General features: G+C 46.9%; 13 protein-coding genes. All 13 read left to right on the top strand.

Annotation, left to right across the window (positions count from 1 at the left end):
* Positions 1-44: 44 nt before the first annotated feature.
* The 13 genes from topA (at position 45) to fliI (ending at position 13,183) form a co-directional block, all read left to right on the top strand.
* Positions 45-2,141 (top strand): type I DNA topoisomerase, encoded by a 2,097-nt coding sequence (gene topA / locus P401_RS0108410; RefSeq protein ID WP_029342082.1) that lies wholly within the window; start codon positions 45-47, stop codon positions 2,139-2,141.
* Positions 2,142-2,144: 3 nt separating this feature from the next.
* Complete coding sequence (trmFO, locus tag P401_RS0108405) at positions 2,145-3,449, top strand: FADH(2)-oxidizing methylenetetrahydrofolate--tRNA-(uracil(54)-C(5))-methyltransferase TrmFO (protein ID WP_029342081.1); 1,305 nt, start codon at positions 2,145-2,147, stop codon at positions 3,447-3,449.
* Positions 3,450-3,621: 172 nt separating this feature from the next.
* Positions 3,622-4,500: a tyrosine recombinase XerC gene (locus P401_RS0108400; protein ID WP_023468728.1), complete on the top strand. Its 879-nt coding sequence runs from the start codon at positions 3,622-3,624 to the stop codon at positions 4,498-4,500.
* A 14-nt stretch (positions 4,501-4,514) separates the two neighbouring features.
* Positions 4,515-5,066, top strand: a complete 552-nt coding sequence (hslV, locus tag P401_RS0108395; protein WP_023468727.1) for an ATP-dependent protease subunit HslV — start codon at positions 4,515-4,517, stop codon at positions 5,064-5,066.
* Positions 5,053-6,432, top strand: coding sequence for an ATP-dependent protease ATPase subunit HslU (gene hslU, locus P401_RS0108390; RefSeq protein WP_029342080.1), 1,380 nt, complete (start codon positions 5,053-5,055; stop codon positions 6,430-6,432). Before hslV ends, hslU begins: the two co-directional genes overlap by 14 nt.
* 16 nt (positions 6,433-6,448) lie before the next feature.
* Positions 6,449-7,228: a GTP-sensing pleiotropic transcriptional regulator CodY gene (gene codY, locus P401_RS0108385; protein WP_023468725.1), complete on the top strand. Its 780-nt coding sequence runs from the start codon at positions 6,449-6,451 to the stop codon at positions 7,226-7,228.
* Positions 7,229-7,477: 249 nt separating this feature from the next.
* Positions 7,478-7,840 (top strand): flagellar basal body rod protein FlgB, encoded by a 363-nt coding sequence (gene flgB / locus P401_RS0108380; RefSeq protein ID WP_029342079.1) that lies wholly within the window; start codon positions 7,478-7,480, stop codon positions 7,838-7,840.
* 3 nt (positions 7,841-7,843) lie between these two features.
* Positions 7,844-8,242, top strand: coding sequence for a flagellar basal body rod protein FlgC (gene flgC, locus P401_RS0108375; RefSeq protein WP_029342078.1), 399 nt, complete (start codon positions 7,844-7,846; stop codon positions 8,240-8,242).
* A 17-nt stretch (positions 8,243-8,259) separates the two neighbouring features.
* Positions 8,260-8,547, top strand: a complete 288-nt coding sequence (fliE, locus tag P401_RS0108370; RefSeq protein WP_029342077.1) for a flagellar hook-basal body complex protein FliE — start codon at positions 8,260-8,262, stop codon at positions 8,545-8,547.
* 28 nt (positions 8,548-8,575) lie between these two features.
* On the top strand, positions 8,576-10,144 hold the full coding sequence (gene fliF, locus P401_RS0108365) for a flagellar basal-body MS-ring/collar protein FliF (RefSeq protein ID WP_029342076.1): 1,569 nt from the start codon (positions 8,576-8,578) through the stop codon (positions 10,142-10,144).
* 4 nt (positions 10,145-10,148) lie between these two features.
* Positions 10,149-11,156, top strand: a complete 1,008-nt coding sequence (fliG, locus tag P401_RS0108360; RefSeq protein WP_029342075.1) for a flagellar motor switch protein FliG — start codon at positions 10,149-10,151, stop codon at positions 11,154-11,156.
* Complete coding sequence (locus P401_RS0108355) at positions 11,140-11,877, top strand: FliH/SctL family protein (RefSeq protein WP_029342074.1); 738 nt, start codon at positions 11,140-11,142, stop codon at positions 11,875-11,877. Before fliG ends, P401_RS0108355 begins: the two co-directional genes overlap by 17 nt.
* Complete coding sequence (gene fliI, locus P401_RS0108350) at positions 11,870-13,183, top strand: flagellar protein export ATPase FliI (protein WP_029342073.1); 1,314 nt, start codon at positions 11,870-11,872, stop codon at positions 13,181-13,183. The genes P401_RS0108355 and fliI overlap by 8 nt, the downstream gene beginning before the upstream one ends.
* Positions 13,184-13,192 lie beyond the last annotated feature (9 nt).

Genomic DNA, 13,192 nt, shown 5'->3' with positions numbered 1-13,192 from the left:
GTGAGATTAAAATACGAGTACGCCTCTAATAGGGAGCGATTGCAATGGCAAAATATCTAGTAATCGTCGAGTCACCCGCTAAGGCAAAAACCATCAAACGTTATCTCGGATCCAACTATACCGTGAAAGCGTCGATGGGGCACGTCATTGACTTGCCGAAAAGCCAAATGGGAGTCGACGTCGAACATGACTATGAACCGAAATATATCACGATCCGTGGTAAAGGTCCGGTCTTAAAAGAACTCAAGACAGCTGCGAAAAAAGCACAAAAAATCTATCTCGCAGCCGACCCCGACCGTGAAGGGGAAGCGATCGCATGGCATTTAGCCAAAGCATTAGGCGTTGATGAATCAACGGAGTGCCGCGTCGTCTTCAATGAAATCACGAAAGATGCCATCAAGGATTCGTTCAAGCGACCACGCAAGCTCAACTATGATCTTGTCGATGCACAGCAAGCCCGTCGTATCTTGGACCGCCTTGTTGGTTACAGCATGAGTCCGTTATTATGGAAGAAGATTAAAAAAGGGTTATCTGCGGGACGCGTTCAATCCGTTGCCGTCAAGATGATCATTGATCGGGAACAAGAAATCAACGCGTTCATGCCTGAAGAATACTGGACGATCAAACTCGAACTCGATGCAAACGGTGAAAAGCTCGAAGCGAACTTCTATGGAGTCGATGGCAAGAAGCGTGAACTTCATTCGCAAGAAGAAGTCGATCAAATCTTGAATCAACTCTCGGAAGACTTCACAGTTGATTCCGTCACGAAAAAAGAGCGGAAACGGAATCCGGCGTTACCGTTTACGACGAGTTCCCTGCAACAGGAAGCAGCACGTAAGCTGAACTTCCGAGCAAAGAAGACGATGATGATCGCACAACAGCTATACGAAGGAATCGAGATTGGAAAAGAAGGTACAGTCGGTTTGATCACGTATATGCGTACCGATTCGACACGGACGTCAGATTCGGCGAACCTTGAAGCACACGGGTTCATTGAGCAGGCGTACGGAAAAGAATACATCGCAAGCGAGAAACGCAAAGAAAAAAAATCAGCGAACTCACAAGATGCGCACGAAGCAGTTCGTCCGACTTCGACGATGCGCGAGCCACAACTCGTCAAATCGTATTTATCGCGTGATCAGTTCCGCTTATATAAACTAATTTGGGAACGGTTCGTCGCAAGTCAGATGGCGCCAGCGATTCTCGATACCGTCAAGATCGATCTCGTCTCGAACGACGTCACTTTCCGTGCCAACGGGTCGACCGTTAAATTCCCAGGCTTCATGAAGGTCTACATCGAAGATACGGACGATGAGGCGGTTTCAGACGTCAAGGAAGGATTACTTCCTCCACTCGATGAAGGGGAAGAGTTAAAACAATCAGCAATCGAACCGAAACAACACTTCACCCAACCACCGCCACGTTATACGGAAGCACGTCTTGTCCGGGCGATGGAAGAACTCGGCATCGGTCGTCCGTCGACGTATGCGCCGACGCTCGATACGATTCAAAAACGGGGTTACGTGACGCTTGAAGAGAAGAAATTCTTACCAACGGAACTTGGTGAACTCGTCATCGATATGATCAGCGACTATTTCCAAGAGTTCATCACTGTCCAGTTCACTGCAGACATGGAAGCTTTACTCGATGCGATCGAAAAAGGTGACATGCAGTGGACGGAAGTCGTCGATCCAATCTACAAGTCCTTTGCAAAGCGTCTGACACGAGCAGAAGCAGAAATCGAGAAGATTGAAATCAAAGATGAACCGGCTGGAGAAGATTGTGAAGTCTGTGGTCATCCGATGGTCATCAAGATGGGACGTTATGGCAAGTTCATGGCGTGCTCGAACTTCCCAGAGTGTCGTAACACAAAACCGATCCAAGTCGAGATCGGTGTGAAGTGTCCGACATGTGGAACGGGCGACATCGTCGAACGTCGTAGTAAAAAAGGACGTTTGTTCTACGGTTGTTCGAACTATCCGGAATGTGAGTTCGTCTCATGGGATAAACCGGTCGAAGAACCATGTCCGGTATGTAGCAGTATGATGGTACAAAAGAAAATCAAGAACGGTGTGAAAGTAGAATGTACATCTTGTGGACATCATGAAACACGCATCGATCAGGAGCAAGAGGAGGAATGACCGTTGAAACGTGTAACGGTAATCGGCGCGGGACTTGCAGGTTCTGAAGCAGCATGGCAACTTGCAAAACGCGGCGTACAAGTAGACTTATATGAAATGCGGCCTGTCAAGCAGACACCCGCGCACCATACAGACCAATTCGCTGAACTCGTCTGTTCGAACTCACTTCGAGCGAACCAGTTAACGAACGCAGTCGGTGTTTTAAAGGAAGAGATGCGTCAGCTCGATTCCTTGATCATGAAAGCAGCAGACTTAGCGAGCGTTCCAGCAGGTGGAGCACTTGCTGTCGATCGGCACGACTTCGCAGGATATGTGACGGAAACGTTGAAAAACCATCCGAACGTTACAGTCCATCATGAAGAAATCGAAGCGATTCCAGATGGTCCGACGATCGTCGCGACGGGTCCGTTGACGAGTGCGGCATTATCGGAATCACTTAAACAATTCACAGGTGAAGATTATCTATACTTCTTCGATGCAGCGGCACCGATTCTCGATGGAGACACAATCGATCGTGAGAAGGTTTATCTGAAATCACGATATGATAAAGGCGAAGCTGCCTACTTGAATTGTCCAATGACGGAAGAAGAATTCCAGCTCTTCTATGATGAGCTGATCAATGCGGAAGTTGTTCCACTGAAGGAATTTGAAAAAGAGATTTACTTCGAGGGCTGTATGCCATTTGAAGTTCTCGCTTCTCGCGGACCGAAAACACTCTTGTTCGGACCAATGAAGCCAGTCGGACTTGAAGATCCGAAGACAGGCAAACGGCCATATGCTGTCGTTCAATTGCGTCAAGATAACTCAGCTGGAACATTGTTCAACCTTGTCGGCTTCCAGACACATTTGAAATGGGGCGAACAAAAGCGGATCATTCGCTTGATTCCTGGTCTTGAGAATGCAGAAATCGTCCGTTATGGTGTCATGCACCGTAACACGTTCGTCAACTCACCGAATTTGTTAAAGCCAACGTATCAGACACGTACACGTGACGACTTGTTCTTTGCTGGTCAAATGACAGGTGTCGAAGGGTACGTCGAGTCAGCAGCGTCCGGCTTAACGGCAGGAATTAACGCGGCACGTCTCGTCAATGAGGCGGAACCGGTTACGTTCCCGCAGGAAACGATGATGGGTGCGATGTCGCACTATATCACGACGGCGGAAGGGAAGAACTTCCAGCCAATGAATGCCAACTTCGGATTGGTACCAGCACTCGTTGGTCATCCGGTTCGGATGAAAAAACCTGAGAAGTATGCGCTCTACGCAGAGCGAGCACTTGAAGCAATCAAAGATTTCACGGATATGTGATTTTTGATGGGGAGAAAGGCGTGATTCAGCGCTCTTTCTCCCCATTTCTTAATTTGTCATAAAAGCGCGATAATTTCGTTAATTTTTCGGTTTTTGGTCTATTGTCAGACTACTTGGTCTGTGCTATGCTAAGGGCGATTCGAGAATGAAATGGTCAGAAGGGGGCGCATTCATGGGGATAGACACTGCTTTTGAGCGACTGCTAGAAGATTTTATGCGGTATGTTCATATTGAACGTCAATTATCTCCGAATACAGGTCGCTCTTATGATCAAACACTTCGACAATACGCCGCTTTTTGCCGCGATCATCAGTTACGATCGATTGAATTGGCAAGTGCACGGCGTTATTTGTATGCTCTTTACGATCAGGAGCTGGCGCGGGCGACGATTGCACAAAAAGTTTCCTGCCTCAAACAATTTGGTCGTTTTTTGACACGTGACACCGATGAGCCTAATCCATTCGATGGATTAAAAGCACCAAAACGACAACAAGGACTTCCGACATTCCTCGTTCCAACGGAATATGAACGTTTCCTCGATGCCTTTCGATCGAGTGATACGCTTGGCAACCGGAATGTGGCGTTAGTAGAACTTTTATATGCGACGGGTATGCGGGTCAGCGAGGTCGTTCAACTTGATCTTCGTGATCTCGCGACTGATCACTCCTACGTCCATGTGTATGGAAAAGGTGGGAAAGAACGCATCGCACCAATTGGAACCTTTGCTAAAGATGCATTAGAACTGTACTTACCATCACGAGATCCAGTCGCAGGTCATGAGCAAGCGTTATTCTTGTCTCATTCAGGGCGTCGATTGACGACGGATGCGATTCGGAAAATCATGAAAAAAGGGGAACAACTTGTTGGGAAACATGTGACACCACATGCGCTTCGTCATAGTTTCGCGACAGATTTACTGGAAAGAGGCGCCGATTTGCGAGCAGTCCAAGAGTTACTTGGACACGCATCGCTGTCGACGACCGGTCAGTACACACACGTAACGACGGAACGATTACGACATGTTTATCAACAAGCACATCCTCGTGCCTAAGGGAGGAAACATTGATGTTTCATGCAACGACGATTTTTGCGATTCAACATAACGGACAATCCGCGATGAGCGGAGACGGACAGGTGACTTTCGGAAACCAAGTCATCATGAAGAAAAGTGCGAAAAAAGTACGGCGCCTCTATGGTGGAAAAGTCATTGCCGGATTTGCTGGAAGTGTCGCGGACGCGTTTACACTCTTTGAAAAATTCGAAGCGAAGCTTGAAATGTATAACGGGAACTTACAACGGGCAGCAGTTGAGCTAGCGAAGGAATGGCGAGGCGATAAGATGCTGCGTCAACTAGAAGCACTCTTACTCGTCATGGATGGAACACATCTCTTACTTGTATCCGGAAACGGGGAAGTCATTGAACCGGATGATGGCATTCTCGCAATCGGTTCAGGTGGTAATTATGCGCTTGCAGCAGGTCGCGCGTTAGCTCGACACGCAAGTCATCTCACGGCAGAGGAAATCGCCCGCGCAGCTCTTGAGACGGCTGGTGAACTCTGTGTCTTTACGAACGATCAAATCATCCTAGAAACGATCGGAGGCAATGACCATGCATGAATTGACGCCAAGACAAATCGTCGAGAAGTTGAATGAACATGTCATCGGACAAGCAGATGCTAAACGTGCGGTGGCGATTGCTTTACGAAATCGTTATCGTCGACAGTTACTCGATGCATCGATGCGGGACGAAGTCACACCGAAGAACATTCTGATGATCGGACCTACCGGTGTCGGAAAGACGGAAATTGCGCGACGCCTCGCGAAACTCGTTCGGGCGCCATTCGTCAAGATTGAAGCAACGAAGTTCACGGAAGTAGGGTACGTCGGTCGTGATGTGGAGTCAATGGTGCGGGATCTCGTGGAAGCGTCTCTTCGTCTTGTCAAAGATGAGAAAAAAGAAGCGCTCAAGGATCGAGCGGAAGCAGTGGCGAACGAACGAATCGTTGATGCGTTGTCTGGGAAAAAAGCGTCATCTAGTCTCGGTGGTGGAACGAATCCGTTTGAGATGTTGTTCGGTGGGAACCAAAAGCAACAAGAGCCGGATACATCGGAAGCGACAGCCGACCGTTCGTTACTTCGTCAGCAATTACTGACGGGGCAACTCGAGGATCGAATGATCGAAGTCGATGTCGAAGAACGTCAAGTGGATTTATTCTCTGGGCAACAAGGTATGGAGGGGCTTGCGAATCTTCAGGATATGCTCGGACAAGTCATGCCGAAGAAAACGAAGAAGCGTCAACTCACAGTCAAAGAAGCGCGACCGATCTTGACAGCGGAAGAAGCGGAACGGTTGCTTGACTTGAACGAAGTCCATGACGAAGCGGTCCGTCGCGCAGAACAAATGGGGATCATCTTCGTCGATGAGATCGATAAGATTGCGACAAAAGGACATGATTCAGCAGGTGTTTCACGAGAGGGTGTTCAGCGGGACATCTTACCGATCGTTGAAGGATCGACGATCGTTACGAAATATGGTCCAGTCAAGACGGATCATATCTTGTTCATCGCTGCAGGTGCGTTCCATATGGCGAAACCATCTGATCTGATTCCTGAACTCCAAGGTCGTTTTCCGATCCGTGTCGAACTCGATAGTTTGACAGAAGATGACTTTGTCAAAATTTTGACTGAACCGAATCAAGCATTACTCAAACAATATAAAGCATTATTAGGGGCAGAGCATGTTCATGTCACCTTTACAGAAGAAGCCATTCGTGAAATCGCACGGATTGCTGCACAAGTGAACGATGAGACGGATAATATCGGAGCGCGGCGCTTGTATACGATCATGGAGCGCGTGCTCGAGGAATTATCTTTCGAAGCAGCAGATATGCCGGAAACGGATGTGACGATCACGCCACAATACGTGACGGATCGAGTTGGAAAAGTAGCAGATGATCGTGACTTAAGTCAGTTCATCTTATAAAGTGGAGGAAGAAAAAATGAATTTATTGGCGAAAACGCGGAAGCTGAATACGATGTTACAACAGGAAGCGAGCACACATGTTGATTTCAAGGTCATGGCTGACCGTCTCAGTGAAGTCATGGAATCAAACACATTCATCGTAAGTCGGCGCGGTAAGTTACTGGGTATCGCAATCAAGCAACAAATCGAAAATGACCGGGTCCGTGGTTTCTTAGAAGAACGTCAATTCCCGGAAGATTACACGAAAAAATTATTTAACGTCACGGAAACGACGGCAAACATTGCCATCGATAGCGAACATACGGCATTCCCAGTCGATAACCGTGACACGTTCGAAACGTCGAAAACGACGATCGTACCAATCATCGGTGGTGGAGAACGCCTTGGTACGCTTGTCCTCGGTCGTATGGTTGAAGACTTTAACGAAGAAGACCTCGTGCTGGCAGAGTATGGTGCGACAGTCGTCGGGATGGAGATCCTTCGTGAAAAGGCTCATGAGGCGGAAGATAAAGCACGGAAGAAAGCTGTCGTTCAGATGGCGATCAATTCACTGTCTTATTCGGAACTCGAAGCGATTGAGCATATCTTCGAAGAGCTTGAAGGAAATGAAGGGTTACTCGTCGCTTCAAAGATTGCGGATCGTGTCGGTATTACTCGTTCCGTCATCGTCAATGCGCTTCGTAAGCTCGAAAGTGCAGGAGTCATCGAGTCACGTTCGCTCGGGATGAAGGGAACATACATCAAAATCTTAAACGATAATTTCCTATATGAATTAGAACGAATTAAATCGAACTAAAAAGGGAATTGCTGCTTATAGAGAGAAGACCTAGTTAAGCACTAGGTCTTTTTTGTTTGACTAGGTATTATTTATCATTTTTATAAGAAAAGGGAATAAAAAACACATTATTAACATCTCATTACCTTATTTTTCAAAAAACTTCTTTTCAAACATTGACCTATTTGTTTCAATTATTTCAGATATGTTACTAACGACTTACTTTTTGTCGTGAATTTGAATATAGTTTCCATGAGTGGAGGAAAGAAGATGAATTGGTTAGGGTCTGACTATAACGTAATGACACAAGCTGTCAATCGAACGGTTATGGCACAGGAAGTTATCGCTAAGAACATCTCGAATGTCGATACGCCTGGGTATAAGGCAAAGCGTGTCACTTTTGGAGATGTGCTCGATTCAGAGATGAAAATGAGTTTAAAGCGACACGCAACAATCGGAACTTCTGGTAGCATCGTCGATCGACCAAATACGATGCGTAACGATGGAAATGGTGTCGATATCGATCTTGAGATGTCTGAATTATCACGCAATCAAATTGAGTACGAGGCGTTGGTCGAACAGTTGAATCGCAAATTCTCTGGCATTCAGTCTGTTATCCGAGGAGGAAAGTAATCGATGAGTATGTTCAACGGATTTCATACGTCTGCATCCGGGTTAACTGCCCAGCGTTTGCGGCTCGATACAGTCTCGGCAAACATCGCGAATGCTCAAACGACAAGAGGTGAGCTCGTCAATGGACAGTGGCAACCGTATGCGAGAAAACTCGCTGTGTTGAAAGAGACCGCCAATGGTGTCACGGTCAGTGAATTGAAGAAGGATCCTGAACCATTCAAATTAGAATATAATCCGACGCATCCAGATGCGGATGAACTCGGGTACGTCAAGATGCCTAATGTCGATATCTTAAAAGAAATGGTCGACATGATGGGCGCGACACGCTCTTACGAAGCGAACGTAACGGCTTTGAACGCGACAAAAGCGATGCTCGTCAAAGCGATGGAGATTGGTAAATAAGTAGAGGAGATGAAGAGATGGCAATTCAACCAATTCAAAACATGCAGATGGTACTACCCACGCAGACAGTCGCTAAGACGACACCAAGTGATTTTAGTGAGGTGCTCAGCGAGGCGATGAACGGACTGAATGCAACGCAACACGCCTCATCTCAAGCTCGTGTCGATCTCGCGACAGGAAAGACGACGGATCTACATAACATCATGATTAAAACAGAAGAGGCATCGCTTTCTATGCAACTCGCCCTTGAAGTCCGTAACAAAGGCATCGAAGCATACCAAGAAATGATGCGTATGCAACTGTGACTGTTAAGGAAAGCGTGGGAGATGTTGAATGAACGAACGTTTAAAAGCTCGATTAGGAGCTATGAATACGACATGGAAAGAATGGTCACTTGCGAAAAAGGCGACGATTTTAGGAATCATCGTCGTCGTTTTAGCGGCGTTGATTGTTGCGATCATCTGGTTATCTAAACCAACGATGACGCCTCTTTATTCGAAGCTATCCCCTCAAGAGGCGGGGCAAGTGACGGAAAAGCTAAATGAAGATGGAATCGCATCGGAAGTCGTCACTGAAGCAAATGGCGTGACGATACTTGTTCCAGAAGCAAACGTTGAAAACTTAAAAGTCGAATTAGCGACGGCTGGTATACCAAAATCCGGTCAAATCGACTATTCCTTCTTCAGTGAAAACGCTGGATTCGGAACAACGGATAAAGAGATGAACATTCTCGAACGCGATACGATGCAGACGGAACTTGAAAACTTGATCACACAAGTTAATGGGATCGAGTCAGCAAAAGTCATGATCACTCTCCCGGAGAAGAGTGTTTTTCTATCTGATGAAAAGGAATCTTCAACGGTTTCTGTCGTCTTGACTTCTAGCGCGGGTAGTAATCTTAACAATCAGACGGTTCAAGGGTTGTATCATTTGATTGCAAAGAGTATTCCGAACCTTAAAGAAGAAAACATTACGATCATGGATCAGTATTTTACGTATTACGAGCCAGGATCTGCTACGCAAACAGCGGGTGGAACCGATCCGATGGCGCTGAAGAAAACGACGGAAAACGATTTACGCAAGCAGATTCAGCAGATGCTATCTGTCGTTCTCGGTCCACAAAAAGCACTCGTTTCAGTCACGGCAGATGTCGATGTCACGAAACGTCAGGAAGAACAAAAGCTTGTTGAGCCAGTAGATCCCGATAAAATCGAAGGGATCGTCACGTCTGCTGAAAAAGTAGCAGAAGCGTACACAGGCTCTGCAAATGCTGGTACAGCAGGTACGGGGCAAAATGAGACGACGAATTTCCCAGCGGGTACTGGAACGACGGGTGATACGAGTGAGAAAACACACGATATCATCAACTATGAAGTCAATCGAATCACAAAACAAATCACAGGAGCTCCTTACGAGATTCGTGATTTAGGAATTCAAATCATCGTCGAGCCACCAAAAGGTCAGAATCAGATCGATCCACAACTACAAACTGACTTACAGACGATGATGTACTCGATCATCCGGACATCATTAACGAAGACAGATGCGAAAGCAACGCTGACGGATGCAGAACTTGCCAATAAGGTCGTTGTCATGTCTCGACCATTCGCGGAAACGACGGCAGCGACGAAAACGACGACGGCAACACCGATGTGGGTTTGGTTCGCCCTTGGTGGAGCGGCAATCCTCGTCATTGGAGCAGTCATCCTCCTCATGCGTCGACGGAGAGCGAATGAAATCGAAGAACTTGAGGAATGGACACCGATTGAGACGGAAATTCCGGAATTATCAACAGAAGATACGAGCGACGGTGCAGTCAAACGCAAACAGCTTGAAAAACTCGCTGAATCCAATCCGGATGAGTTTGCGAAATTATTACGTACTTGGTTAGCGGAGGATTGATGAGATGAAGAAGCTAGAAATGAACAGTCGGGAAAAGGCTGCGATTCTCATGATTTCGTTAGGTCCTGAAGTCGCTGCCAGTGTATATAAACATTTATCGGAAGAAGAGATGGAATGGTTGACCCTTCAAATCTCAAGTATGAAACGAGTCGATCCAGAAGATAAGTTAGTCGTTCTCGAAGAGTTTCATGAACTAGCGATGGCGCAAAACTACATCACTCAAGGTGGAATTGGGTTTGCTAAATCGGTTCTAGAGAAGGCGCTTGGTGAAGAAAAGGCGATGGAACTCATCTATCGCCTGACATCGACGTTACAAGTCCGACCGTTTGAGTTTGCACGAAAGGCAGACCCAAAACAGCTATTGAACTTCATTCAAAATGAACATCCGCAAACAATCGCGCTTGTTCTTGCCCATCTTGATCCTGCTAAATCAGGACAAATTCTCTCGGAGCTACCGGCAGAAGCACAATCCGATGTAGCACGACGGATTGCGACGATGGACAGAATGAACCCGGAGATCATTAGCGAAGTAGAGCAAATTCTCGAACGGAATCTGTCACAAGCAGGCATGCAAGATTTTGCGCAGTCTGGCGGTATCGAGGCGGTCGTTCAAGTATTGAACGGGGTCGACCGGACGACGGAACGAACGATTCTCGATACGCTCGAGATTCAGGATCCGGAACTCGCAGAAGAGATCAAAAAACGGATGTTCGTCTTCGAAGATATCGTCACGCTCGATGCACGGGCGATTCAGCGCATCATTCGCGAAGTATCGAACGAAGATCTACTGTTGGCACTCAAAGTATCGTCAGACGACGTCAAGGATATGGTCTACCGCAACATGTCACAACGGATGGTCGAATCGTTCAAAGAGGATATGGAATTCATGGGTCCTGTTCGTCTCCGAGACGTCGAAGAAGCACAAAGTCGAATCGTCGGAATCATCCGCCGCTTAGAAGACATGGGTGAGATCGTCGTGGCTCGTGGTGGAGGAGATGATATTGTTGTCTAACGTCATCAAAAGACAAGCTGTGATTGAACGACAGGAACGAACACTCGTTCAAGTCCGAAATGCTCAGGAAGAATCGGCAATCGTTCCAGATACGTTCTATGAAGAGCGGATGGCAGAAGGTCAAGTTGAACTAGAACGTCTTCGCCAGACGATGGTTCTAGAGTTTGAACAGCGTCAGCGTGAGTTTGAACAAGAACGTCTTCAGGCATTAGAGGAAGCACGTCAACGAGGATATGAAGAAGGACACCAGGCTGGATTTGAAACAGGACGTGCGGAAGGACAAGCAACGTTCGAAGAGCAAATCGCAACGACAAATACGTTTACTGCACGAATCGAAGAGCAAAATCAAGAGCGATTGATGCGATTGGAACATGAATTGTGTGTTCTTGGACTCCAGGTGACGCATCAGTTTCTAGAGCAGTTACATGATGAAGAAGAAGAGGCATTATACCAATTATTACATCAGTTGATCATTCAGTTCCGAGATCGTGAAAAGATCATTATCTACGCTTCACCAGCGGATTTTGAACGGGTCGTTCTGCTTGAAGAGCAGCTCCAAGGTGTTCTAGGTGCTAATGCGACGATTCAATTACGATTTGATCCAGCGCTTAAAGCACGCGATTATCGGATCGACTCGGAGAATGGAGCAATCACAGGTGGTTTGACAAGTGGCTTTGAAGCCCTACAAACTAAAATCAAAGAGGTTTTACATCATGTTTAACGTAAATGCGATTCAAGCCGCAGTTCGAGAAATTCGTCCGGAAGAACTCGTTCAGCATTCCGGAAAGGTCGTACAAGTGATTGGATTGATGATTGAATCACGTGGACCAACGGCTGTCGCAATCGGCGAGCGTTGTTTGATCCAAATTCAACAACGGCAGACGATTGAAGCGGAAGTCGTCGGTTTTAGAGAAGGTCACGTCCTACTCATGCCGTATGGTGAAACGACATCGATTGCTCCAGGCTCGATTGTTCTTGCGACAGGAAAACCACTCCACGTCCCTGTAGGGGATGAACTGATCGGTAAGGTGCTCGATGGTCTAGGGAGACCACTGGATGGGGAGTCATTAGAAAATTTACGTACGACATCAATCGTTCGTAAACCACCTAGTCCGTTGGAGCGACCTCGTATCAGTGATGTTCTCTCGACGGGCATCCGTGCCATCGATGGGCTACTAACAGTCGGTCAAGGGCAACGCGTTGGTTTATTTGCAGGATCAGGAGTTGGGAAGTCGACACTACTCGGTATGATTGCAAAACGATCGACAGCAGACATCAACGTCATTGCCTTGATTGGTGAACGAGGACGCGAAGTCAAGGAATTCGTGGAGGCAGAACTCGGTGAAGAAGGAATGAAACGCTCCATCTTGGTCGTAGCGACAAGTGATCAACCGCCACTTGTTCGTCTAAAAGGCGCCTATACGGCAACAGCCATCGCTGAACATTTTCGGGATCAAGGTAAGAATGTGGTCTTGATGATGGACTCTGTCACACGTTTTGCGATGGCACAACGAGAAATTGGTCTTGCGACAGGTGAACCGCCTGCGTCAAAAGGGTATACACCAAGCGTTTTTGCTCTTCTTCCTCAGTTACTCGAACGTAGCGGGAAAACGCAAGATGGCTCGATTACGGCTTTTTATACTGTGCTCGTCGATGGAGACGACATGAATGAACCGATTGCTGACGCTGTACGAGGGATCTTAGATGGTCATTTCGTTCTTGATCGTAATCTTGCGAACAAAGGACAGTTTCCGGCGATTCATGTCTTACGATCCATCAGTCGTGTCATGAATCAAATCACGACTGCTGAACAAAAGACAGCTGCCGTCGCATTTCGCCAGCTGTTATCGACGTATCTTGATTCGGAAGACTTAATCAATATCGGCGCCTACAAAAAAGGGACGAACCCAGAAATTGATCGTGCCGTTGATAAATATCCGGAGCTGATCCGTTTTTTAAAACAACAAATCCATGAAGACAGTGACTTCGAAAAAGCTTGTCAGCAACTCATGGCAACGATTCAGTAAGGAGGACGG

This window comes from Exiguobacterium acetylicum DSM 20416 (genome assembly GCF_000702605.1).
GTDB lineage: Bacteria > Bacillota > Bacilli > Exiguobacteriales > Exiguobacteriaceae > Exiguobacterium_A > Exiguobacterium_A acetylicum.
Note: the sequence above shows the minus strand (reverse complement) of the source record. Positions and strands in the feature narration are given on the sequence as shown.

What these genes read in the sequence shown, in the direction of transcription:
- P401_RS0108355 (WP_029342074.1), top strand. Translation starts at nt 11,140, where the DNA reads ATGATATTGTTGTCTAACGTCATCAAAAGACAAGCTGTGATTGAACGA.
- fliG (WP_029342075.1), top strand. Translation starts at nt 10,149, where the DNA reads ATGAAGAAGCTAGAAATGAACAGTCGGGAAAAGGCTGCGATTCTCATG.
- flgC (WP_029342078.1), top strand. Translation starts at nt 7,844, where the DNA reads ATGAGTATGTTCAACGGATTTCATACGTCTGCATCCGGGTTAACTGCC.
- P401_RS0108400 (WP_023468728.1), top strand. Translation starts at nt 3,622, where the DNA reads ATGGGGATAGACACTGCTTTTGAGCGACTGCTAGAAGATTTTATGCGG.
- topA (WP_029342082.1), top strand. Translation starts at nt 45, where the DNA reads ATGGCAAAATATCTAGTAATCGTCGAGTCACCCGCTAAGGCAAAAACC.
- hslV (WP_023468727.1), top strand. Translation starts at nt 4,515, where the DNA reads ATGTTTCATGCAACGACGATTTTTGCGATTCAACATAACGGACAATCC.
- fliI (WP_029342073.1), top strand. Translation starts at nt 11,870, where the DNA reads ATGTTTAACGTAAATGCGATTCAAGCCGCAGTTCGAGAAATTCGTCCG.
- fliF (WP_029342076.1), top strand. Translation starts at nt 8,576, where the DNA reads ATGAACGAACGTTTAAAAGCTCGATTAGGAGCTATGAATACGACATGG.
- codY (WP_023468725.1), top strand. Translation starts at nt 6,449, where the DNA reads ATGAATTTATTGGCGAAAACGCGGAAGCTGAATACGATGTTACAACAG.
- fliE (WP_029342077.1), top strand. Translation starts at nt 8,260, where the DNA reads ATGGCAATTCAACCAATTCAAAACATGCAGATGGTACTACCCACGCAG.
- flgB (WP_029342079.1), top strand. Translation starts at nt 7,478, where the DNA reads ATGAATTGGTTAGGGTCTGACTATAACGTAATGACACAAGCTGTCAAT.
- hslU (WP_029342080.1), top strand. Translation starts at nt 5,053, where the DNA reads ATGACCATGCATGAATTGACGCCAAGACAAATCGTCGAGAAGTTGAAT.